This window comes from Amycolatopsis sp. NPDC003865 (assembly GCF_053605345.1).
The window spans coordinates 426,505-447,818 of record NZ_JBSGJA010000004.1; the positions used below are offsets into that span (position 1 = coordinate 426,505).

At 71.1% G+C, this 21,314-nt stretch carries 24 protein-coding genes; 6 read left to right on the top strand and 18 right to left on the bottom strand.

Features of this window, described 5'->3' with window-relative positions:
* The 3 genes from ACWEVP_RS13600 to ACWEVP_RS13610 are packed head-to-tail and all read right to left on the bottom strand — an operon-like array spanning window position 1 to window position 2,627.
* A complete protein-coding gene (locus ACWEVP_RS13600; RefSeq protein ID WP_436389047.1) occupies window positions 1-966 on the bottom strand; it encodes a methyltransferase domain-containing protein in 966 nt (321 codons plus the stop codon).
* Between the two features lie 4 nt (window positions 967-970).
* Entirely contained in the window at window positions 971-1,750 is a 780-nt protein-coding gene (locus ACWEVP_RS13605; protein WP_452062845.1) for an enoyl-CoA hydratase/isomerase family protein, read from the bottom strand.
* A 55-nt stretch (window positions 1,751-1,805) separates the two neighbouring features.
* Complete coding sequence (locus ACWEVP_RS13610) at window positions 1,806-2,627, bottom strand: ABC transporter ATP-binding protein (protein WP_452062846.1); 822 nt, start codon at window positions 2,625-2,627, stop codon at window positions 1,806-1,808.
* Window positions 2,628-2,938: 311 nt separating this feature from the next.
* Between ACWEVP_RS13610 and ACWEVP_RS13615 the strand changes: the two genes are divergently transcribed.
* Both ACWEVP_RS13615 and ACWEVP_RS13620 read left to right on the top strand, forming a co-directional pair.
* The gene (locus ACWEVP_RS13615; protein WP_452062847.1) at window positions 2,939-3,484 is read left to right on the top strand and encodes a cysteine dioxygenase; all 546 of its coding nucleotides are present in this window, start codon (window positions 2,939-2,941) and stop codon (window positions 3,482-3,484) included.
* A complete protein-coding gene (locus tag ACWEVP_RS13620) occupies window positions 3,481-3,876 on the top strand; it encodes a rhodanese-like domain-containing protein (RefSeq protein WP_452062848.1) in 396 nt (131 codons plus the stop codon). Before ACWEVP_RS13615 ends, ACWEVP_RS13620 begins: the two co-directional genes overlap by 4 nt.
* On the opposite strand, the gene ACWEVP_RS13625 is transcribed toward ACWEVP_RS13620, so the two are convergent.
* Entirely contained in the window at window positions 3,873-4,859 is a 987-nt protein-coding gene (locus ACWEVP_RS13625) for an LLM class F420-dependent oxidoreductase (RefSeq protein WP_452062849.1), read from the bottom strand. The genes ACWEVP_RS13620 and ACWEVP_RS13625 overlap by 4 nt on opposite strands.
* A 175-nt stretch (window positions 4,860-5,034) precedes the next feature.
* On the opposite strand from ACWEVP_RS13625, the gene ACWEVP_RS13630 reads away from it, so the two are divergent.
* The gene (locus ACWEVP_RS13630) at window positions 5,035-5,229 is read left to right on the top strand and encodes a hypothetical protein (RefSeq protein WP_452062850.1); all 195 of its coding nucleotides are present in this window, start codon (window positions 5,035-5,037) and stop codon (window positions 5,227-5,229) included.
* Window positions 5,230-5,239: 10 nt separating this feature from the next.
* Here ACWEVP_RS13630 and glgP read toward each other — a convergent pair whose 3' ends face one another.
* Entirely contained in the window at window positions 5,240-7,768 is a 2,529-nt protein-coding gene (glgP, locus tag ACWEVP_RS13635; RefSeq protein ID WP_452062851.1) for an alpha-glucan family phosphorylase, read from the bottom strand.
* A gap of 128 nt (window positions 7,769-7,896) precedes the next feature.
* Between glgP and ACWEVP_RS13640 the strand changes: the two genes are divergently transcribed.
* On the top strand, window positions 7,897-9,330 hold the full coding sequence (locus ACWEVP_RS13640) for a neutral zinc metallopeptidase (RefSeq protein WP_452062852.1): 1,434 nt from the start codon (window positions 7,897-7,899) through the stop codon (window positions 9,328-9,330).
* Between the two features lie 50 nt (window positions 9,331-9,380).
* Here the strand turns inward: ACWEVP_RS13640 and ACWEVP_RS13645 are convergent, their stop codons facing one another.
* On the bottom strand, window positions 9,381-10,355 hold the full coding sequence (locus ACWEVP_RS13645) for a tetratricopeptide repeat protein (protein ID WP_452062853.1): 975 nt from the start codon (window positions 10,353-10,355) through the stop codon (window positions 9,381-9,383).
* A 95-nt stretch (window positions 10,356-10,450) separates the two neighbouring features.
* Here ACWEVP_RS13645 and ACWEVP_RS13650 point away from each other — a divergent pair, with 95 nt between their 5' ends.
* A complete protein-coding gene (locus ACWEVP_RS13650; protein ID WP_452062854.1) occupies window positions 10,451-10,858 on the top strand; it encodes a hypothetical protein in 408 nt (135 codons plus the stop codon).
* Here ACWEVP_RS13650 and ACWEVP_RS13655 read toward each other — a convergent pair whose 3' ends face one another.
* Complete coding sequence (locus tag ACWEVP_RS13655) at window positions 10,859-11,161, bottom strand: thiamine-binding protein (protein ID WP_452062855.1); 303 nt, start codon at window positions 11,159-11,161, stop codon at window positions 10,859-10,861.
* A gap of 78 nt (window positions 11,162-11,239) precedes the next feature.
* Here ACWEVP_RS13655 and ACWEVP_RS13660 point away from each other — a divergent pair, with 78 nt between their 5' ends.
* On the top strand, window positions 11,240-11,740 hold the full coding sequence (locus tag ACWEVP_RS13660) for a MarR family winged helix-turn-helix transcriptional regulator (RefSeq protein ID WP_452062856.1): 501 nt from the start codon (window positions 11,240-11,242) through the stop codon (window positions 11,738-11,740).
* A gap of 45 nt (window positions 11,741-11,785) precedes the next feature.
* On the opposite strand, the gene ACWEVP_RS13665 is transcribed toward ACWEVP_RS13660, so the two are convergent.
* The 11 genes from ACWEVP_RS13665 to ACWEVP_RS13715 form a co-directional block, all read right to left on the bottom strand.
* Window positions 11,786-12,151 (bottom strand): DUF3817 domain-containing protein, encoded by a 366-nt coding sequence (locus ACWEVP_RS13665; protein ID WP_103350428.1) that lies wholly within the window; start codon window positions 12,149-12,151, stop codon window positions 11,786-11,788.
* A gap of 215 nt (window positions 12,152-12,366) precedes the next feature.
* Window positions 12,367-14,754, bottom strand: coding sequence for a GH92 family glycosyl hydrolase (locus ACWEVP_RS13670; RefSeq protein WP_452062857.1), 2,388 nt, complete (start codon window positions 14,752-14,754; stop codon window positions 12,367-12,369).
* A gap of 103 nt (window positions 14,755-14,857) precedes the next feature.
* Window positions 14,858-15,289: a hypothetical protein gene (locus tag ACWEVP_RS13675; RefSeq protein WP_452062858.1), complete on the bottom strand. Its 432-nt coding sequence runs from the start codon at window positions 15,287-15,289 to the stop codon at window positions 14,858-14,860.
* Window positions 15,286-16,398, bottom strand: a complete 1,113-nt coding sequence (locus ACWEVP_RS13680) for a hypothetical protein (protein ID WP_452062859.1) — start codon at window positions 16,396-16,398, stop codon at window positions 15,286-15,288. Before ACWEVP_RS13680 ends, ACWEVP_RS13675 begins: the two co-directional genes overlap by 4 nt.
* 9 nt (window positions 16,399-16,407) lie before the next feature.
* Window positions 16,408-17,352 (bottom strand): hypothetical protein, encoded by a 945-nt coding sequence (locus ACWEVP_RS13685; protein WP_452062860.1) that lies wholly within the window; start codon window positions 17,350-17,352, stop codon window positions 16,408-16,410.
* Between the two features lie 22 nt (window positions 17,353-17,374).
* Window positions 17,375-18,244, bottom strand: a complete 870-nt coding sequence (locus ACWEVP_RS13690; RefSeq protein WP_452062861.1) for a phage distal tail protein — start codon at window positions 18,242-18,244, stop codon at window positions 17,375-17,377.
* Entirely contained in the window at window positions 18,226-19,566 is a 1,341-nt protein-coding gene (locus ACWEVP_RS13695) for a phage tail protein (RefSeq protein WP_452062862.1), read from the bottom strand. The genes ACWEVP_RS13690 and ACWEVP_RS13695 overlap by 19 nt, the downstream gene beginning before the upstream one ends.
* Window positions 19,566-19,889, bottom strand: a complete 324-nt coding sequence (locus tag ACWEVP_RS13700) for a hypothetical protein (RefSeq protein ID WP_452062863.1) — start codon at window positions 19,887-19,889, stop codon at window positions 19,566-19,568. Before ACWEVP_RS13700 ends, ACWEVP_RS13695 begins: the two co-directional genes overlap by 1 nt.
* A gap of 47 nt (window positions 19,890-19,936) precedes the next feature.
* A complete protein-coding gene (locus ACWEVP_RS13705; protein ID WP_155544985.1) occupies window positions 19,937-20,245 on the bottom strand; it encodes a hypothetical protein in 309 nt (102 codons plus the stop codon).
* 22 nt (window positions 20,246-20,267) lie between these two features.
* Window positions 20,268-20,846, bottom strand: coding sequence for a phage tail tube protein (locus ACWEVP_RS13710; protein ID WP_452062864.1), 579 nt, complete (start codon window positions 20,844-20,846; stop codon window positions 20,268-20,270).
* A gap of 32 nt (window positions 20,847-20,878) precedes the next feature.
* Window positions 20,879-21,298 carry a hypothetical protein gene (locus tag ACWEVP_RS13715; protein ID WP_452062865.1) on the bottom strand — a complete coding sequence of 140 codons (420 nt, stop codon included), beginning with the start codon at window positions 21,296-21,298 and terminating at the stop codon, window positions 20,879-20,881.
* Window positions 21,299-21,314: the final 16 nt, after the last annotated feature.

The following is a 21,314-nucleotide window of genomic DNA, read 5'->3' on the forward strand; positions in this document are numbered from 1 at the left end:
TCAGGACGGCCGCTTGGTCCCGGTGATCATCACGTTGTAGAACAGCTCGCGCGGCAGGATCTTGGACAGCACCTTCTTGTCCACAGCGGACAGCCGCAGCCACAGGCGGTAGGCGAACATCCGCCAGCGCACGGTCAGCTTCTCCTGCGGCACGGCGGCTTCGAACGTCCGGATCGGCCAGCCCGCGAGCGCGGCGGCGAACTCCTCGGTGACCGCGTGGACGTCCTGGGCGCCCGCACCGCGGGCCCACGACTCCAGCTCCGACGGGTCGAAGGTGTGGATGTCGACCACGGCCTCCAGCGCGGCGGCGCGGGACGACTCGTCCAGTTCGGACTGCGGACGGCGCCAGCCGCTCAGCGCGGGCAGCTTCGTCACGCGCGTGGTCAGGAACCAGGTGAACTGGCCGAGCTTGCGGGCGTAGAAGTCGCCGACCTTGGTCGGCTCGCCGGCGAAGACGAACCGGCCGCCCGGCTTGAGCACGCGCAGCACCTCGCGGAACGCCGCCTGGACGTCCGGGATGTGGTGCAGCACCGCGTGCCCGACCACGAGGTCGAACGTGTTGTCGTCGTACGGGATGCGCTCGGCGTCGGCGACGCGGCCGTCGACGTCGAGGCCGAGCTTCTCGGCGTTGCGCAGCGCGACCTGGACCATGCCGGGCGAGAGGTCGGTGACCGAGCCCTTCTTGGCGACGCCGCCCTGCATGAGGTTCAGCAGGAAGAAGCCGGTGCCGCTGCCCAGTTCCATCGCGTGCTGGTAGGGCTGGCCGTCCTCGCCCGCGACGGCGTTGAACACGTCGGTGGCGTAGGAGATGCAGCGCTCGTCGTACGAGATCGACCACTTCTCGTCGTAGGTGCCGGCTTCCCAGTCGTGGTACAGCACGTTCGCCAGCTTCGGGTCGGCGTAGGCCGCCTGGACCTCTTCGGCGGTGGCGTGCGGGTTCGGGGCCGGGTCGTTCACGTCGGTCAAGGCGTCATTTCCCTTCGAAAGTGGCCTTGCCGGGCCCGTTTTCGATGAACGACTTCATGCCGTTCTGCTGGTCTTCGGTCGCCCACAGCGCGGCGAACAGGTGCGATTCGAGCTTGAGCGCGTTCGGCAGGTCCATGTCGAGACCGCCGTCGATGGCCGCCTTCGCGGCCCGCAGCGCCACGGCGGGGCCGTTCGCGAACTGGGCGGCCCACTTGTGCGCGGCCGCGTAGACGTCGTCCGGGGCCACGACCTGGTCGACGATCCCGAGCTGCAGCGCCTCTTCGGCCTTGACGAACCGTCCGGTGTAGACGATGTCCTTGGTCTTGCTCGGCCCGATCAGCCGGGCCAGGCGCTGGGTGCCGCCCGCGCCGGGGATGACGCCGAGCTGGATCTCCGGCTGGCCGACCTTGACGTTGTCACCGGCGACGCGCCAGTCCGCGGTCAGCGCCAGCTCCAGGCCGCCGCCGAGGGCGTACCCGGTGACGGCCGCGACGACCGGCTTCGGGATGTTCGCGATCGCCGCGAGGGTGCCGGTGAGGTTCGCGCCGAACTTGGCGATCTCCGGGTAGGTGCGGGTGGCCATCTCCTTGATGTCCGCGCCGCCCGCGAAGGTCTTCTCGCCGCCGTAGAGGATCACCGCGCGGACGTCGTCGCGCTCGGTCGCTTCCTTCGCCAGCTCCGCGAGCTCGGCCGTGACCTGGGCGTTCAGGGCGTTGACCGGCGGGCGGTCGAGCCGGATCGTGCCGACCCCGTCCTTGACCTCGAGGGTTACGAACTCTCCCACGTCACTCCTCCTCGTTGAACAGGTGCCAGCAGGCTACCCGCCGGTAAGCCACACCTTAGCGACGGCGGGCGAAGAAGCGATCGCCGGAGCGCTCCAGCACCAGGTCCTGGTCGAAGGTCTTCGAGAGGTTTTCGCTGGTGATGACGTCGTCGACCAGGCCGGAGACCACCGCGTGGCCGTCACGCAGGAGCAGCGCGTGGGTGAACCCCGGCGGGATCTCCTCGACGTGGTGGGTGACCAGGACCAGGGCCGGCGCGTCGGGGTCCATCGCCAGGTCGGACAGCCGGGCGACGAGGTCCTCGCGGCCGCCGAGGTCGAGGCCGGCGGCGGGCTCGTCGAGCAGCAGCATCTCCGGGTCGGTCATCAGCGACCGGGCGATCAGCGCGCGCTTGCGCTCGCCCTCGGACAGCGTGCCGAAGGTGCGCTCGGCCAGGTGCCCGATGCCCATCGCGTCGAGCAGCTCGGTCGCGCGGGCGGTGTCGAGGGTGTCGTATTCCTCACGCCAGCGGCCGAGGACCGCGTAGCCGGCGCTGACCACGACGTCCTTGACGAGCTCGTCGCCCGGGACGCGCTGGGCGATCGCGGCGGAGGTGAAGCCGATGCGCGGGCGCAGGTCGAAGATGTTGACCCGGCCGATCCGCTCGCCGAGGAGGTCGACCTCGCCGGTGGTCGGGTGCAGCTCGGCCGCGGCGAGGCGCAGCAGCGTGGTCTTGCCCGCGCCGTTCGGGCCGAGCACCACCCAGCGCTCGTCCAGTTCCACGGTCCAGTCGAGGCCGGCGAGGAGGTCGTTGGTTCCCCGGCGGACGCCGACACCGGCCATCCGGACCACGAGGTCGTCAAGTTCGCTGGGCTGGATCGGCTCGCTCACGAGGCCCATTCTGTCTGCCGTCGCGCGCGCGTGCGCACCCGCCCGGGTGAGACGGCGAACCGGCTGGTCGGAGCGCGTCCACGAAGTGGAACTCCGCACCCGATGAGTGCCGGGCGCCACTCCGTTGTGGCAGGATCACCGCATGTCCGCCGACGCGCCCGTGACCCCGGTGACCCGGGGCTCGTTCTGGCGCCGTCGCGCGATCGACCTGCTCCTCGTCGCCTCCGCCGGGTGTACGCGGGCGCGGCTTCGCTGATCTTCTCCTGCGGTGCCGCGCTGCCTCGCGTCCTGATCACCTTCGCGTCCGAGGAGCACCCGCGTTGACCACTTCCCTGACCCGTCCCGCCGTCGAGATCCACCCGCAGCTGACCGACCCGCTGCTGCCCCAGCTGCTGCACCCGTCGCGGCTGCTGTGGACGCCGCGCGAGCTGGCGGACCTGACGGCCACCGTCACCACCGAGCTGACTTCGAGCGTCAAGGACATCCTGCGCTTCGACGAGGACCGCCGCTGGTGGGCGCGGCTGGCCCTGACCGACGGCGTCGAGCTGTGGCTGCTGTCGTGGCTGCCCGGCCAGCACACCAAGCCGCACGACCACGGAGGCGCGTCCGGCTCGTTCACCGTCCTGCAGGGCGAGCTCGGCGAGGAGTACCGCTACCCCGGCGGCCCGGTCCGGCGGCGCACGCACGTCGCCGGCGAGGGGATCGGCTTCGGCGCGGGGCGGGCCCACCAGGTCACCGGCATCGGTGACGCGCCCGCGGCGAGCGTCCACGCGTATTCGCCGCCGCTGGTGCCGACGCGGGAGTACAAGACCCTCGCCGAGGTGCCGGCCGAGATCCCGCCGCTGCCGGTTATCGTCGGACGATGAGCGCCATCGATTCCTTCCTGGAGCAGGCCCGCTCGGGCCTGGACCGGGTCGCCCCGGCCCGGGCCCGCGAACTGCAGGAGGCGGGTGCGCTGCTCGTCGACATCCGGCCGCTGGCGAACCGGCAGGCCGAGGGCGAGATCCCGGGCGCGGTGGTCGTCGAGCGGATCCACCTGGAGTGGCGGCTGGCGCCGGACAGCGACTGGAAGCTGCCGGGCGTGACGGCGGACTCGACGGTCGTCGTGCTGTGCAACGAGGGGTATTCGTCGAGCCTGGCGGCCGCCGACCTGCAGCGGCTGGGGCTGCCGAAGGCGACCGACCTCGAGGGTGGCTTCCGCGCGTGGGCCGCCGCCGGCCTCCCGGTGGAGACCGGCGGCAGCCCCGCGGTGCCTTAAGCCAGCGCTGGCGCGACCTGGCTGGTGAACAGGTCGATGCCGGAGCGGTCGTACGCGGCTTCCGGGAAGTTGAAGATCGCGTAGGACATGCCGAGCTCACCCAGCGCGGCGAGCTTTTCGGTGACCTGCTCGGGCGTGCCGGTGGTCGGGCTGTTCACGAAGACGCCGTGCCACCGCTGCGCGGCGTCCGCCGGCGCGTACTTGTCGAGGTGGGACTTCAGCCAGGCCAGCTTGTCCTGGACGTCCTTCTCCGTCTCCCCGATGACCACGTTGTGGTTGACCGAGCGGACGATCGCGTCGAAGTCGGTGCCGACGTCCTTGCAGTGCTGCGCGAGGATCTCCGACTTGCGGGTGAACGTCTCGGGGTCGCCGGCGAAGTTCGTGTACTTCGCGTACTTCGCGGCGATCTTGAGCGTCTTCTTCTCACCGCCACCGGCGATCCACAACGGGATGCCGCCGTCCTGCGGCGGCAGCGGGCGCAGGATCGCGCCGTCCGTCCGGTAGTGCTTGCCGTCCAGTGTGGACGTCCCGGTCGTCCAGAGGTCACGCATGATCCGCACGCCCTCGTCGAGCTGCCCGAGCCGCTCGCCGGCCCCCGGGAAGCCGTAGCCGTAGGCCCGCCATTCGTGCTCGTACCACCCGGCGCCGATGCCCATCTCGACGCGGCCGCCGGAGATCGTGTCGGCGGTCGCGGCCACCTTCGCGAGGTAGGCCGGGTTGCGGTACCCCATGCAGGTGCACATCTGCCCGAGCCGCACGGTCTCCGTCGCGGCGGCGAACGCCGAGATCAGCGACCAGGCCTCGTGCGTGGCCTCTTCGGTCGGGACGGGCACGGTGTGGAAGTGGTCGTAGACCCAGATCGATTCGAAGGGCCCGGCCTCCGCGTGCTTCGCGAGGCCGAGCATGGTCTTCCAGTGGTCCGCGGGGTCGATGCCGGCCAGGTCGAGCCGCCAGCCCTGCGGGACGAACATTCCGAAGCGCATGCCTTCAACCTAACGCGGCTCCCCGCCGCGCGCGGCGCTATTTCCGCTGGAGCAACTCCAGGTCAGGGTCCATCGGACGGGGCCTTCCGGCCCCCGCGGTCACGACGTTGGGCCATAGCGGCCACGCCCGGGCGGGCGCCACCGTCGGACTCCACGAGGAATCGAGGTGGGCACCATGACCGAGCCACACGGAGTTCCGAGGCAGTACCGGCGCCACGACCACGCCTGGGTGCTGGGTGCCTGGGTGTTGCCCCTGGCCGTCGCCGCCGCGCTGACCGCGCTGAGCGGCGGCCTGCTCGCCATCACGCTGCCGGTGGCGGTGGTCGTCGGCATCGTGGCGACCGCGCTGCACCTGCGCGCCCGGGCGTGACGGCCCGGGGTCAGGCCAGGACGACGCGCGCCAGTTCGGCCGGGGCCGCCAGCAGGCCGTGCTTCGGCAGCACCCGGACCGTGTACCCGATCGACCCCGGCCGCGGCAGCTTCAGCCGGGCCGCGAACGCGCCGATGCCGTCCGCCGTCATCGGGACCGTCACCGCGTCGCGCAGCTCGTCGTCGTCGCCGACCCGGCCCACCACCGCCTGGATGTCCACTTCGGACGGATCGAGGCCCGCCAGGTCGATGCGCGCCCGGATCGTCACCTCGGTGCCGACCACCAGCGGCTCGGCCGCCTCGATCAGCAGCTCCGAGTCGAAGATGCGCACCCGCGGCCAGGAGACCTCCAGCTTGGTGCGGTAGTCCGCCAGCGACAGCGCGCCGCGGTAGCCGTCACCCGTCGCCGCCGCGACCATGCGGGACGCCGGCAGGTAGCCGTTGTCCACGTACTCGCGGACCATCCGGGACGCCTGGACCCGCGGCCCGAGCGTCTCCAGCGTGTGCCACACCATCGACAGCCAGCCGGTCGGGACGCCGTCGGCCGACCGGTCGTAGAACAGCGGCGCGATCTGCTGGCCGAGCAGCTCGTACAGCGCCGCCGCCTCCAGGTCGTCGCGGCGCAGCGGGTCGGTGACCCCGTCGGCGGTCGGGATCGCCCAGCCGTTGCTGCCGTCGTAGCACTCGTCCCACCAGCCGTCGCGGATGGAGAGGTTGAGGCCGCCGTTGAGCGCCGACTTCATGCCCGACGTCCCGCACGCTTCCAGGGGCCGCACCGGGTTGTTCAGCCAGACGTCGCAACCGCGGTAGAGGTAGCGGGCCATCGACATGTCGTAGTCGGGCAGGAAGACGATCCGGTGCCGGACGTCCGCGCCGTCGACGAACCGGACGATCTGCTGGATCAGCTGCTTGCCGTTCTCGTCGGCCGGGTGCGACTTGCCGGCGACGACCACCTGGATCGGCCGGTCCTCGTGCAGCAGCAGCGTGCGCAGCCGCTCGGGGTCGCGCAGCATCAGCGTCAGCCGCTTGTACGTCGGGACGCGGCGGGCGAACCCGACGGTGAGCACGTCCGGGTCGAACACCGAGTCCACCCAGCCCAGCTCCAGCGGGGACGCGCCGCGCTGCAGCCACGCCGCGCGCACCCGGCGCCGCACCTCGTGCACCAGCTTCTCGCGCAGCTCGCGCCGCAGGCCCCACAGCTGGGCGTCGGACACGCCGTCGCGCAGCGGCCCTTCGCCGACGTCGAGGCCCCACTCGCGGCCGAGCAGCGTGCTCAGCTCGCGCGCCACCCACGTCGGGCCGTGGACGCCGTTCGTCACCGACGAGATCGGCACCTCGTCGTGGTCGAACCCGGGCCACAGCCGGGAGAACATCTTGCGCGTGACGCGCCCGTGCAGCTGCGAGACGCCGTTCGCGCGCTGCGCCAGCCGCAGGCCCATGTGCGCCATGTTGAACAGCCCGGGGTTGTCCTCGGCGCCGAGCGCGAGCACGCGGCGCGGGTCGATGTCCGGGACGAGCCTGCCGTCGGCGAAGTAGCGCTGCACCAGGTCCACCGGGAACCGGTCGATGCCCGCGCTGACCGGCGTGTGCGTGGTGAACAGCGTCCCGGCGCGGACGGCGGGCATGGCCTCGTCGAACGCGAGCCCGTCGGCCTGCACGATCTCGCGGGCGCGCTCCAGCCCCAGGAAACCCGCGTGTCCCTCGTTCGTGTGAAACACCATGGGCTGCGGGTGGCCGGTCAGCTCGCAGTACTTGCGGACCGCGCGGAACCCGCCGATGCCGGCCAGGATCTCCTGCCGCAGCCGGTGGTCGGCGTCGCCGCCGTAGAGCCGGTCGGTGACGCCGCGCAGGTCGTCGTCGTTGGCCTCGGTGTCGGTGTCGAGCAGCAGCAGCGGCACCCGGCCGACGCGGGCCTGCCAGATCTGCGCGCACAGCTCGCGCCCGCCCGGCATCGCGACGCCGATCAGCACCGGGCGCCCGCCCGCGGTCAGCAGCTCCAGGGGGAACGCGTTCGGGTCGATCACTGGGTAGTGCTCGACCTGCCAGCCGTCGAGCGACAGCGACTGCCGGAAGTAGCCGTTGCGGTAGAGCAGCCCGACGCCGACCATCGGCACGCCCAGGTCGGACGCGGCCTTGAGGTGGTCGCCGGCCAGCACGCCGAGGCCGCCGGAGTAGTTCGGGAGGGCTTCGGTGACGCCGAACTCCATCGAGAAGTAGGCGACCGCGGGCGGCAGCTCCGGGTCGTCGCGCTGCTGGTACCAGCGCGGCTCCGAGAGGTACCGGTCGAGGTCCTCGGCCGCGGTTCTGGCGCGTTCGAGGAAGTCGTCGTCGACGGCGAGCTCGTCGAGCCGGGCCGGCGGCAGCGCGGTGAGCATCCGCAGCGGGTCGCGCACGGCGTTGAACAGCTCGGCGTCCATCGAGGCGAACAGGTCGCGCGTCGGCGGGTGCCAGGTCCAGCGCAGGTTGGTGGCGAGCGCGCCCAGGCCGGACAGGGACTCCGGGAGGCTGGCGCGGACGGTGAACCGGCGGACTGCACGCATGGGAAGCGACGATATCGGGCTGCGGGCCGCGATGCGCAGGAGGAGTTCGGGGATAACGTGCACGCTCCGCGTATGCCCTGGGTATGGTCCTGCCCGTCGGGTACCGGGGCACGAGAGCGAGTGAACGAATGATCCCAGGGGGAGGACGGCGCGCGCTGGTGGCGTTGCTGGCCGTCGCGGCGGTGGCTGTGAGCGGGTGCAACGACAAGGGCGGCGCGAGCGGCGACCCGAGCAAGGACACCGGTGCGGGATCCGTCGCCGGGCTGCCGGTGACGCACTTCGAGAGCGGCCTCAAGCCGGACGCGCCCACGCCGAGCATCGACGTCAAGAACGCCGACGGCGGTGAGGACGACAAGCTCGCCACCGCCGCGATCGACGACGTCCAGACGTACTGGAACGAGCACCTGCCCGCCGACTTCGGCCAGCAGTTCGAGCCGGTGAAGTCGCTGCTGTCCTACGACTCGCAGACCGACACCGAGAAGACCGGCTGCGGCAGCGTCAAGAAGCTCGTGAACGCGTTCTACTGCTCGGTCGACGACTCGGTGGCGTGGGACCGCGGGGTGCTGCTGCCGATGCTGCGCCAGCGGTTCGGGCCGATGTCCGTGGTCGTCGTGCTGGCGCACGAGTTCGGCCACGCCGTGCAGTACCGGCTCGGCGACAAGGCCAACATGACCAAGAGCACCCCGACCGTGGTGAAGGAGCAGCAGGCCGACTGCTTCGCCGGCGGGTACTTCCGGTGGGTCGCCGAGAACAAGAGCAAGTACTACCAGGTGTCGACGTCCGAGGGCCTGAACCAGGTGATGGCGGCGATGTTCCTGATCCGCGACCAGGCGGGCACCAGCGGCGCCGACCGCGGCGCGCACGGTACGGCGTTCGACCGCACCTTCGCGTTCCAGACCGGGTTCGAGAAGGGCCCGAAGGAGTGCGCGGCGATGAACACCGAGAACGTCAAGGCCCGGCTCACCGAGCGCCCGTTCGACAAGGGCGACACCGGCAAGGGCGACGCGAAGTTCACCGAACAGGCCGTCGAGCTGCTGAAGAAGAGCCTCGACGAGGCCTTCAAGGGCGCCGGCGTAGCCGCGCCGGAGATCAACGACGGCGGCAGCTGCCAGACCACGCCGCCGGCGTCGTACTGCCCGGCCGACAACACGGTCGCCATCGACCTGGCGAAGCTCTCGCAGCTGGCCCAGCCGATCGACCGCGAGGCCGAGATGAAGGGCGAGGACCCGGGCGGCATGGGTGACTTCGCGGCGTTCTCGGAGGTCGCGTCGCGGTACGCCCTGGGCATCCAGAAGGGCGTCGGCGCGTCGATCGACAACGCGAACGCGGGCCTGCGGACGGCGTGCCTGGTCGGCGCGTGGGCGGCGTTCACGAACCGGCCGGGCGACCTGCGGCTGTCGGCGGGCGACCTCGACGAAGCCATCGCGGACCTGCTGCAGCCGGAGAGCCTGATCTCGGCGGACGTCAACGGCAAGCGCCCGGACAGCGGTTTCGACCGCGTCGAGTCCCTGCGCCGCGGGTACCTCGAAGGCTCGTCGGTCTGCTCGAAGCAGTACGCCTGAGCCCGTGAAAAAGGCCCCCACCCGCGGGTGGGGGCCTTTTTTCGTGCGCTTTAGAAGAGGGCGCTCGCCAGGTCGCGGCGGGCCTTCATGACGCGGTCGTCGGCCGGGTCGAACAGTTCGAACAGCGCCACCAGGTGCTCGCGGACCTTGTTGCGGTCCTCGCCCGCCGTGCGGCGGACCGCGTCGATCAGGCGCTTGAAGCCCGCCTCGACGTCGTTCGACGCGATTTCCAGGTCGGCCGCGTCGAGCTGGGCCGCCAGGTCGGACGGGTCGGCGTCGGCCTTCGCGCGGGCGTCGGGGTCCGCGTTTTCCGCGCGGGCGGTGAACTTGACCTGGGCCAGGGCGTTCTTCGCCAGCTCGTTGGCCGGCTCGACGTCGAGGATGCGCTCGTACGCGGCCTGCGCGGCAGCGAAGTCGCCGCGCTCGAAGGCTTCCTCCGCCTCGGTGAAGCGCGGGTCCTCGGGCTCCTCGACCGGGCCGCCGCCGTTGGCCTCGGCCTCGGCGATCGCCGGCAGCTTGTCGCGCAGGGCGTCGAGCAGCGCGTTGATCCACTTGCGGATCTCGGGCTCGGGCAGGGCGCCGGAGAACGCGTCGACGGGCTGGCCGCCGGCGATCGCGACGATCGTCGGGATGGACTGCGCGCCGAACAGCTGCGCGATGCGCGGGTTCGCGTCGACGTCGACCTTCGCGACGACCCACGCGCCACCGGACTCGCCGGCCATCCGCTCCAGCACCGGGGACAGCTGCTTGCACGGGCCGCACCACTCGGCCCACAGGTCGACGACCACCAGCTGGCGCAGGGACCGCTCCACGACCTCGGCCTGGAAGGTGGCTTCGGTGACATCGATCACGGCCCCGCCCGGCGCGGGCTTCGGCGGGCCGTCCGCACCGGGCGGGCCGGCCGCCGGGGCCGGCTGCCTCTGCGCCGATTCGGCGCGGGCCTTGAGCGCGGACAGGTCGACCGCGCCGGAGAGGGCGGCGGACAGGGCCGCTGACTTCGCTGCAGATCCGCGTGGCTGTGTCACGCCCTCCATCCTGGCACGCGCGCCGGAGGAGTTTCACCGGGTGCCCCGGCCGGTCCGCTTGGCAGGACGGCGTCCGCTGGGGCAGGCTCGGCCGGGTGCACATCCGGCGTGACGTGAAGGTGGGCCTGTCGATCGCGGCCGCCGTCGTCTGGATCGGCGCGGTGACGCTGCTCATCGTCCACGAGCCGGACCCCGGCGCGGCCTCGCCCGCCGAGCTGCGCGACAAGCTAGCCGCCGCGCTCGGCACGCACGACCCGGACGCGTTCGGCGACCTGCTCGACTACCCCGGTTCGGGCGGCGACGACTTCGCGAAGGACTACGTCGCGGTACTGGCCGACCACGGCGTCCACGACGTCCACGTGGAGCTCGGGCCGGACGCGGCAGCCCCGGCCCGCGCGACGATCACCGGTGCGCTCGGCGACGGCAAGCCGTTCAGCTACCCGCTGACGGTGACGAGCGAAGACGGCCGCTGGACGGTCGCCTTCACCCCGCCACTGCCGTAGTCACGCCTCGCGCAGGTGGGCTTCGACGCGGTCCACCTTGGCCTCGAGCTGGTCGGTGAAGCCGGGGCGGATGTCCGCTTTCAGGACCAGGCCGACCCGCGCCGAGCCCTCCCCCGCGGCCTCGACCGCGCGCTTCACGACGTCCATCACCTCGTCCCACTCGCCTTCGATGTTCGTGAACATCGCGTTGGTCGAGTTGGGCAGGCCCGATTCCCGGACCACCTTGACGGCGCGGGCGACGGCCTCGCTGACTCCGCCGTCGGGCTCTCCGCCGGACGGGCTCACGCTGAACGCGACGATCATGCTCGGAAGTCCCTTCTTCGGTGTTCTTTCCGCCGGTCGTGCGACACCCGCCGGTACCCGCTGGTAACTTCGCGTGTCATGAACCGTCCGCTGCCGTTCGACCCGATCGCCCGCGCGGCACAGCTCTGGGAGGCCCGGATCGGGCCCGCCGGCACCATGGCCGCGGTCACCGGCGTGATGCGCGTCCAGCAGATCATCCAGTCCGCGGTGGACGGCGCGCTCAAGCCGCACGGCCTGACCTTCGCCCGGTACGAAGCACTGGTGCTGCTCACCTTCGCCCGCAGCGCCAGCCTGCCGATGCGGGTGATGGGCGAGCGGCTCCAGCTGCACCCCACCAGTGTCACCAACATAGTCGACCGGCTGGAGCGCGACGGGCTCGTCAAGCGCGTCCCGCACCCGACGGACCGGCGCACGACGCTCGTCGAGATCACCGACGAAGGCCGCAAGCGCCGGGAGAGCGCCACCGCGGCCGTGACGGAGATCGACTTCGGGCTCTCCGGGCTCACCGAACGGCAGACCGAGCAGCTGACGGACCTGCTGACGAAGGTCCGCCGCGCCGCCGGGGACTTCACCGAATAGCGGAAAGGCCCGCACCTCGGTGCGGGCCTTTCTCACATGCCGGGATCAGGCGGCGACGGGTTCCTTCACCTGGAACAGGCCGACACCACCGTGGGACAGCCGCTGCGGCCCGTCGAGCTTGCCGTTGCGCAGCGCCCACTTCTCGAACAGCCACGTGAACAGCGGCGGGATGCTCGCGAGCAGCGCGAGGACCAGCGTCTTCGGGCGCCAGCCGAGCGGCTTCGCCACGGACAGGGAGACGACCACGTAGAGGACGAAGATCACGCCGTGCACCATGCCGATGACGGGCACGCCGCCCTCGCCGGAGGAGTGGACGACGTACTTGAGGAACATCCCGACCAGCAGCGCGGCCCAGGACAGGGCTTCGGCTACTGCGGCCACGCGGAACACGAGAGCGGCCTTGCTGGACACTGCTTCCTCCTGTGGGGTCTCACCACGTTGGTTCACACATAACAAAACGCCCGGCACACCGTCCAAGGCGGACTTGCCTTGGACGTCAACGGCGCTGTCGGACGTGGTGGTACCAGTGTGAGGCGTGACGGCCCTCACGGGAACACCGGGGCCCGTGACGATGCTCACGACCGTGGTCCGATGTGGTCTGGACCACGGTCGTGAGCGTCCTTTGTCTACTCCGCGCAGGGCGAAACCGGCGCCGATGCGGGTGACGTCCCCCACGTCGCCGCGGCGGCGTCGGCGGTCAGGCGGAAGTCGAGCGTCGCGCCGCGCTTCAGCTGGTCCACGTTGACGTACACGCGGTCACTGGCGCGCGACTCGACCTTCAGGCCCGAGACGTACTGGAGCTTCGAGCCGTCCGCACCGGGCGCCTTGATCGTGATGTCGCGCCCGTTCTCCAGGTGCAGCACGGACTTCTCGAACCGCGGCGCGTTCAGCACGAAGTTCCCAGTCCCTGGGACGGCGGGGTAGAGCCCGAGCGCGCTGAAGACGTACCAGGCGGACATGGTGCCGAGGTCGTCGTTCCCGGTGACGCCGTTGGGCGCGTTGGTGAACAGCGTGTGCGCCGCCCGCACGACCGTCGATGTCTTCGCCGGCTGCCCGGTGAGCGCGTACATCCACGGCGAGTGCAGGTCCGGCTCGTTGTTCGGGTTGTAGCGGAACTGGTCGTAGTAGTCGTACGGGCCGACGACCCAGTTCTCGCGGACCGCCGACGCCGGGTTCTTCACCAGCTCGTCGTAGGCGAAGAAGTCGTCGAGGCGCTTCCCGGTGGCCGCCGGGCCGCCCATCCGCTGGACCAGGCCGGGCACGTCCTGCTGGACGAGCCACTGGTACTGCCACGCCGTGCCCTCGTGGAAGCCGTCCTGGCTCTGCGGGCTGTACGGCTTGTCGGCGGGGCTGAACCAGGCACCGCCGAGGACCTTCGGCCGGAAGAACCCGGTGAAGCCGCGGTCGGACTGCGTTTCGTCCCAGAGCGTCCGGTAGGTCCGGCCCTTCTGCTTCAGCGCGGCGGCGTCGGCCTTCTGGCCGAGCGCGGCGGCCATGACCGACAGCGAACAGTCACCGAGCGCGTACTCCAAGGTGGCCGACGCGCCGTGGTTGGGGTCGGTGTCCTGGCCCTTCTTGGGGAAGTCCGGGTCGTACTGGACGAACCCGCCGGCCTGGTAGCTGGCGTTGCCCGAGCGGCCCTGGAACGGCGAGGACGCCGGCGGGATCTGCGTCGAGTTCTGCAGCAGCGCCTGGTAGGCGTGCATCTCCTCGCCCGACAGCGCCCCGAACCGCCACAGGTCCACCAGGAACGGCGTGACCGGGTCGCCGGTCATCGTGTTCGTCTCCTGGCTCGCGTACGCCCACCGCGGCAGCCAGCCGCCCTGGTCGTGGATGGCGAGGATGCTCTTGGCGATGTCCTTCGCGCGGTCCGGCCGCAGCAGCGCCAGGAGCTGGTTCTGGGAGCGGTAGGTGTCCCACAGCGAAAAGAAGTCGTAGTAGGTCCAGCCGACCGCGCGGTGGATCTTCTTGTCGAAGCCGTAGTAGCGGCCGTCGGCGTCGTTCGCCGTCAGCGGCTGCAGCAACGCGTGGTAGAGCGAGGTGTAGAACACCGTGCGGTCGTCGGTCGTGCCGCCCTTGATGTCCACAGTGGACAGCTCGTGGCGCCAGGTGCGCTGGACCGCGTCCTTGGCCGCGTCGAACGAGCGGATCCTTTCCGAGGCCAGGTTGATCCGCGCGCCCTGCGCGTCCACCTGGGAGATGGCCGTGGTGGCGGTGACCTGGCTCTGGCCGCCGAAACTCAGCCACGCGCCGCGCAGGCCCGCGCCGCCCTTCGACTCCCGGCCGCCCGGGGTGCCGCCGTCCGGCGACCACGTGCCGGAGGACGTGAACGGCTTGTCGAACTTCGTCGTGAAGTACGTCGTGTAGGGCTTGCCGCCGCAGAACGCCTGCGACTCCACGGTTCCTTCGACGGTCCGGTCGTCGACGATCCGGACGCTGCTGCCGGTGACCGGTTCCTTGTCGTTGGCCTGCCCGACGTTGACGAAGACGTTGGCGTTGTCGGGTTTCGCAAACGTGTACCGCTCGACACCGGCGCGGGTGGCCGCGGTCGTCTCGACGTCGACGCCGCCGTAGCCGGTCAGGTGGACCTTGTAGTAGCCGGGCTTGCCGACTTCGCCGTCGTGGGTGAACGGCGAGGCGTAGAGCTTCTGGTCGAAAGTGGACGCATTCGTCGTGTCGAACGCTTTACCGGGGCCGATTTCGCCGGTGGTCGGCAGCGTCGAGACGAGGCCGCCCTGCTCCCAGCAGCCCGCGCCGGACAGGAAGAAGTGCCCGAAGCCGCGGATGGCGGTGTCGGTGTAGCGGTAGCCGGCGTAGTGCGAGGTGATGGGGCTGACCTGCGTCATCCCGAACGGCGCCGAGGCGCCCGGGAAGGTGTTGCCCTCGTCCTGCGTGCCGATGAACGTGGTGACGGCGTCGAGGGCGTCGCCCCCAGACGCTTCGGCCACGGCGGGACTCACCCCCGTCGTCACCACGGCGAGCGCCAGCGCGCCCGCCAGGACCTTGCTCTTCACTGAGCTTCCTCCTGCCAACGATGTCATCCCCTCCGACACCTTCGGCAACGCCCGGCGAACCGGTCAAGAGGGTGGTGAATACCTGTCTCGTTCCGGACAGCGGTCAGCCCGCGAGCGCGAAAGCCGTCACCCGCACCGTCCCCGTGGCCCCGGTCCGCCGCGCTTCGACCACCAGCTCGGCACTCGGAGCGACAGCGGCTTCGTGGCGGCCGACGTCGCCGGTGACCGCGAAGGTTTCGGCCACTTCGCCGTCCACGACCACCCGCACCTCGCCTTCGCTGTCGGCCACGGCTTCCAAGACGACCACGAACGCGCCGGGCCGGGTGAGCAGCCGGACGAGCGGGGTCCAGCCCGGCACGGCCGTGCCGGGCCAGTCCTGCGGGCGCGCCGGCTGGAAGGCCAGGGCCGGGGCCGGCGCGGCCGCCGTCGCCGCGAACGCCGCGGCGGCGTGGCGGGTGCCTTCGAGCACGCGCAGCCGCCGCTGGATCTCCCGCAGCAGCGTGACGAGGGTGTCCGGCTGGTTGACGCGGCTCACGACGGCTCCAAGAAGGGTTCGACGGTCAACACGACCTGCTCCTGCCCGCCGTCGTCGCCGGGCGTGACCGACAGCCCGAGCAGCCGGACGGTGACGTCGAGCTGGTCCCCGGCGAAGAACGGGTCGTCGACGACGATCCGCGCGTCGTCGCCGACCGAGTACGTCCCGACGACCGGGTCGAGATCGGCGCGCACGGTCAGCTCGGGCAGCACGACCGGCCGCCGCCGGGCGGCCAGCTCCCCGGCGACGTGCGCGGCGAGCATGGCGGCGTCGGTGGTGTCCACCGGCGCGGCCGCGGCTTCCAGCAACGGCCAGCCGCCCGCCGTCGCGCCCGGGTCCGACCGCACCACCGGGACGCCCCCGCCGCCGGCGTTCCCCATCCCGAGCACCCGGGTCGCCATGCTCGCGGCGTCGCTCGGCCAGACGAAGTCGACCAGGTTCGCGCCGTACTCCCAGACGTACGCGCGGTCCCCGCCGGGCAGGCCCAGGCGCGGATACCCCAGCCGCAGCAGGCGTTCCGGCTGGCCGCTCTCGTCGTAGCGGACGTCGAAGGCGAAGTCGAACCCGGTGTCGGTGTTCGCGAGGTCCCGCAGGACCTCCGCGACCGACTTCAGGTCGGCCGACGCGTAGCTCACCGTGCGCAGGACGCCGGAGGTCGCCGAGCCGGTGACGGCCACCCCGAGGTCGCCGCCGTCCGCCGACTGCGCGAGGTCCAGCAGTCCCCGCACGATCGCGAGCTGGTCGGTGGCGGTGAACGAGACCGGCCGGCTCAGGTCCGTGGGATCGAGGACCAGCCGGTGGTCGAAGTAGGACGCGAAGTCGGCGGCGGTCAGCTCCAGCACCCCGCCGGCCGCGCTGTAGCGGCTGGTCCAGACGATGCCGCCCCACACCAGGTCGCCGTCCCGGTCGACGTAGACCGCGGTGCGGCCCGGCTCGGCGAGCAGCCGCGGCTCGCGGATCCGGATCTCCGGGTCGTCGACCCGCAGCTGCCCGCGCAGCGTGCCGGTGTCGTTGAGCTTCTTGTCGAACTGCACGCCGGACAGCGGGAGTTCGTCGAGAACCGCGCCGGTGCGCAGGTCCGCGATCAGGTAGGTGTACGACGTGCCCACGTGCGGCGCCTAGTAGGTGGAGAACGTGAGGCCGTCGAGGGAGAACCAGCCGGCGTTGCCGGTCGTCGCCATCACCTCACCGGTCGGCAGGATGTCCACCCGGCCGTGCGCGTCAGGGTTGGTGGAGACGCCGAGCAGCCAGTGCGCGACCGGCCGGTAACCGACCGGCAGGGTGAACACCGGCTTGTCGAAGACGCCGCTCTTGACCAGGCCCCGCAGCCGCACCCAGCCGTCGTCCATCAGGGTGTAGGCGGCCGTGGTGTACCCGCTGCCGTAGTTGACCCAGCTGTTCTGCAGGGTCGGCGCGTGCCAGGTGTCCCCGCGCGGCGGCCGGTAGGGGGCCCACGCGCCGCCGCGCTTGCACAGCAGCACCCCGGTGTCGAGGCGGTAGACGAACTGGCTGCTGTGGGTGGTCGCGACGGGCGGGAGATCGGTTTCGCCCCGGACTGGCAGGATCCCGCTGAGGGCGGAGGTGAACTGGCGGCGGTCGACGATCGTGGGCGCGGTGCCCGCCGGGGGCACCTGGACCTCGGCCAGCACGAGCACCGGGGACCCGTTCGGCGTCGGGCGGACCGGGCTGGCCGCGTTCTCCCCCGCGTAGACGTTCACCGCGAACGCCCCGCCGACGATCTCCGCGACCACCAGGTCCAGCCGGGACAGCGACGCGTGCGCCGCGCCGAAGGGCAGTTCCTTCACCGCGTCCAGCGTGACGATGTAGGGACCGTCGCCCGGCCGGGCCCGGTCGGTGAGCACGGCCTGGAACGGGTTGACCCGCAGCTTGTTCGACGCGATCGTGACCGACCCGGGCTGGCCCGGCGCGTCCCGGATCCCGGGGCGCGCCCGCAGCGGGTCGAGCGCGTCGCCGGTCGCCTCCGCCTGCACCAGTGCCCCGGTGATCAACCGCGCTTCGGCCGAGTCGACGCCGTCGACCCACCCCGCGTGCCGTTCCGCCATCGCAAGCTCCCCTTCTCGCTCTTCAGATCCACGCGTCGCGCCAGCGGACGGTCAGCGTGCCCGCTTCGGCGTCGTCGAAAGCCTCGAACCCGACCGCCGTGCTGCCCGGCGGGAGCCCGAACCAGCTCGACCGCGGTTGCAGCACCGAACGGCGCGAGGCCGTGCCGAGGAACACCGTCCGCGCGGCCGTGTCGACGGTCAGCACGTCGCCTTCGGCGAGGCTCAGCGAAAACGCGAGCCGCTCGCCGGTCGAGTCGTTGCGGATCACCGGCTGCGTGCACGGGCCGGCGATCGTCCACACCGGACGCGTCGGCGCCGCGCCCGCGTTCACCAGCGCCAGCGTGCCGCCCTCCGCCTGCCCGAACACCAGCGGGAAGCGAAGCGGGAAAGTGATGCCCTGCCCCGGTTTCGGCAGCCCGCAGGACAGCTCGTGGACTTCTTCGCCGTAGCGCAGCGGGTCGGGCGCGGTGAACTGCAGGGACCAGTCGAAGCTCACCGGTGTCGTGTCGGAGACCTTCGTGCCGGCCGAGAGCCGGACCAGCGCGCGGCGCGTCACCGTGCGTTCCCGCACGACGAACTCCGCCGGCGCCGAACCGTCGACGAGCACTGCGGCGATCCGGTCCTTCGCCCGTTCGCGGCTTTCCTCGTCGGGCGCGACAGCAGTGCCCTCGAGTGTGATCACCCGCGCCGAGCGGAACGACGGCGCGTCGAAGGCGCCGTCCCGCTGCGGCCGGTCGGCCAGTTCGAGCCGCACGCCGGGACCGGCAGACCAGCCGTCCTCTTTGGTGACCCACCACTCGACGCCGTCGGAGTCCACCGTGTTGCCGGCCCAGCCGTCCAGTTCGTACACCGGCAGCGCGAGCGACACGGCACTCAGCGTTTCGCCGCCCATGCCACCTCCCGGGCCGCGACGCGGCCGATCTCGTATTCGGACTGGCCCGCCCGCGGGTGCACGTTGACCGTCACCGAGCCACCCGGCGCGGAGCGGGCCACCGGGCCCACGGCGGAGGCCGCGACCGCCTTGGTCAGGTTCGCCACCGCCGGCCGGATGGTGGCCGAGCCCGGCAGCGGCACCAGCCGGGTCATCGCCCCGGACACCTGGTCGCCGCTCGCCTCGATGCCGACGGTCAGCCCGGCCCCGATGTTGCGGCCGATGTCGGCCATCACCTGCGACGGCGAGAAGATCTTGAGCACGCTCTTGATCGGGCCGGGAATCTTGTCGACGATGAAGTTCTTGATCGCCGAGACGATGGTGCCCGCCATGTCGCGGATCCCGCCGATGAACCCTTCGATCAGCGACTTCCCGGCGCCGTAGAGCGTCTTCCCGATGTTGCCGAGCGCGGAGACGACCCGGCCGGGCAGCCCGCGCACGAACGAAACGACCCCGGAGATGGCGTTGCTCACCGCGGACTTGGCCTGGTCGAAGGCGTTCCGCACAATGCCGACCACCTGGCCGACGCCGCGGATCGTCGCGACGACCGTGTGGATCGCGCCGGTGACCACCGCCTTGACCGCGTTGAACACCGCCGTGACGACCGTGCGCACGATGGTGAAGTAAGTGGTGACGTAGGTGCGGATCACGGTGACCGCGACCTGGATGACCTTCGAGATGTAGGGCCACACCACCGCGATAACGCCGCGGATCGTGTTCACCGCGCTCACGACCGCGTTCTTGACCGCGGCGAACACGGCATTCACGATGGTGCGGAACCTCGTACTTCGCTTGTAGGCCAGGATGAACGCGGCGACCAGTACCGCGATGGCGATCCCGACCGGTCCCATCGCGAACCGCACCGCCACGCCGAGGAGGCGGCTGGCCACCGCCCACGCCTTGCTCGCCACCGTGGCGATCCGGTCGGCCGCCGCCTTCGCCTTGGTCACCACCGTCGAAGCCGCCACCGACGAGGTGAACTTCTTGACGGCTTCGGCGGCGCTCTCCACACCCGCTCGCACCGGGCCGAACGCACTCGACGCACCCGCCCGGATCTTGGCGATGTTGTCCTTGATGTCTCTGAGGCTCTTCAGTTGCAGGCCGCTCAGATCGACCTTGATCGCCTGCGCATCGGCCTTCATCACCTGCGTGTCGGCTTTCACGGCCTGCGCGCTCGCCTTCACGTTCTTGGCGAACTCAGCGATGATCTTGCCTGCTTCTTCAGCCATCGCCTTGAAGTCGAGCACGACGGGGAACTGGACCGGACCGACCGGATTCGTCATCACTCACCCCCTGGGGTGCCGAAGAACGCGGCGATCTCGTCGGTGCTCGCCGCCGGGTCGGGTTCGGGCTCCAGACCCGGGCGCGGGACCGGGCGCGGCCGGTCCGGCTGGTCGGCGCCCTCGGCGGAATTGGCCGCGACGAACAGCCAGTTGCCCACCGCGAGCTCGTCGACCGCACCCGCGAGCAGGTGCTCGGTCAGGCCCCACTCGGCCGCCTCGCCGTGCAGGGCGCGCACCAGCGCCGACTCGCGGGGCAGGTGCCGAATGAGCACCCGCAGCCGCCTCGGCGTCAGCTTGCCGCGGTAGTAGTCGAGCAGGTCCACCCGGTAGAACCGGAGCAGGTCGGCTTCGACGGCCTCGCCGTGCTCGCTCAGGAGCGCGTCGAGGCCGAGGATTCCCCCAGCGCCATACCAGTGTCTCGGCCGTAGGCTTCCAGCAGGGCCTGGACGTCCTGCACGCTCAGCGCGTGCCGGCCGAGCTTCTCGAACTGCTCGGCGCCGAGCAGCACCTCGAGCAGACCGTCCAAATCAGACGGATCGAGACCGGACAACCGCGCCACCGCTTCCCGGGGCAGCTCGGTCGGCAGGCTGAAAGTGTCGCCGTCCAGCTCGAACTCCCAGCGCTCCCCCAAGGCTTCCAGGCGCTGCGCGCGGACCGCGTTGACGTTGTACTTGGCCATTCGTGCGTTCCCCCTCGCCCGTTCAGGCGGACTTTTCTTCGGCGGCGGCGGTGCCCGCGGCAGGGTTGATCGACCACTGCGCGAGCGGCTCGGAAGTGCTGTTGATCGGCGTCATCGCGGTGAACGTGACGCCGAGCTTGATCGCCGACGTCCGCGTGATCGCGGTTTCGTCGGTCTCGGTGACGACCCCGCGCGGGATGTAGAAGCGGTGCTTCACGTTCGGGCCGTCGCTGAACTCGATGCCGAGCGCGCGTTCGTCGACCCGTGGCGCGGCGGCGATATTGTAGACGCCGTTCGTCCCCGCGGGCGCGCTGAAGAAGAACTGCAAGGTGTCGCTGTTGATCTGCAGCAGCGAGAACTTCGCGGAGAAGTCGCGGTCGCTGAAGACGTACCGGATCGCGGCCACCGACTGCCACGTGTCCACCGGGTCGAGCTTGTCCTTCTTGACGAACTTGACGCCGTCGGCGGTGGTGTAGCCGAGGTCGACCCACGGCGAGGCCCACGGCTTGGTGAAGTCGGCCGGTGCGGCGGTGTGCGCCGGCGCCACGTAGATGGCCCCGGTTCCCGCCACCCGGATTTCGCTGGCGTTCAGTCCTGGCATGAGCAGCCCTCCCACTGCACCGCCGGCCCGGGTCAGGCCGGTCTGGATACGACTAGCGCGACGAACCGGTACCGCATGACGTACCGGTTCGCGTCGGAATGCCTTCGATCGAGCACGAAGCACGGCCCCTGGAGCTCGGTCACGTCAGTGAACACGGTGCCGCTGGAAGCGCTCAGGAGCGGCAGGACACCCCGCACGGCCAGCGCGACCGCGTGCGCGGCGGTCTTCTCCGGACCGTACGAGTCCAGCCGCACCTCGGCGTTGTCGAGCCGGTCGTCGTCGAGGTAGACGCCGCCGAGTCGGGTGAGCACCACGGCGCGCTGCGTCCCGTCGAAGCCCGGCGGCACCGACGTTCCCACCGGCACACCGGACAGTTCCGGCCGCGCGCGCACGAACTCCGCGACGGACTGCTCGACATCCGGGAACACCAACGGTTCCTGGGCGATCGGCACGATTTCCCCACCTCCC

Bases quoted from the DNA above. Each gene is read 5' to 3' on its own strand.
- ACWEVP_RS13610 (WP_452062846.1), bottom strand. From the start codon at position 2,627: ATGGGCCTCGTGAGCGAGCCGATCCAGCCCAGCGAACTTGACGACCTC.
- ACWEVP_RS13620 (WP_452062848.1), top strand. From the start codon at position 3,481: ATGAGCGCCATCGATTCCTTCCTGGAGCAGGCCCGCTCGGGCCTGGAC.
- ACWEVP_RS13625 (WP_452062849.1), bottom strand. From the start codon at position 4,859: ATGCGCTTCGGAATGTTCGTCCCGCAGGGCTGGCGGCTCGACCTGGCC.
- ACWEVP_RS13630 (WP_452062850.1), top strand. From the start codon at position 5,035: ATGACCGAGCCACACGGAGTTCCGAGGCAGTACCGGCGCCACGACCAC.
- glgP (WP_452062851.1), bottom strand. From the start codon at position 7,768: ATGCGTGCAGTCCGCCGGTTCACCGTCCGCGCCAGCCTCCCGGAGTCC.
- ACWEVP_RS13640 (WP_452062852.1), top strand. From the start codon at position 7,897: ATGATCCCAGGGGGAGGACGGCGCGCGCTGGTGGCGTTGCTGGCCGTC.
- ACWEVP_RS13655 (WP_452062855.1), bottom strand. From the start codon at position 11,161: ATGATCGTCGCGTTCAGCGTGAGCCCGTCCGGCGGAGAGCCCGACGGC.
- ACWEVP_RS13660 (WP_452062856.1), top strand. From the start codon at position 11,240: ATGAACCGTCCGCTGCCGTTCGACCCGATCGCCCGCGCGGCACAGCTC.
- ACWEVP_RS13685 (WP_452062860.1), bottom strand. From the start codon at position 17,352: ATGGCGGAACGGCACGCGGGGTGGGTCGACGGCGTCGACTCGGCCGAA.
- ACWEVP_RS13690 (WP_452062861.1), bottom strand. From the start codon at position 18,244: ATGGGCGGCGAAACGCTGAGTGCCGTGTCGCTCGCGCTGCCGGTGTAC.
- ACWEVP_RS13695 (WP_452062862.1), bottom strand. From the start codon at position 19,566: ATGACGAATCCGGTCGGTCCGGTCCAGTTCCCCGTCGTGCTCGACTTC.
- ACWEVP_RS13705 (WP_155544985.1), bottom strand. From the start codon at position 20,245: ATGGCCAAGTACAACGTCAACGCGGTCCGCGCGCAGCGCCTGGAAGCC.
- ACWEVP_RS13710 (WP_452062864.1), bottom strand. From the start codon at position 20,846: ATGCCAGGACTGAACGCCAGCGAAATCCGGGTGGCGGGAACCGGGGCC.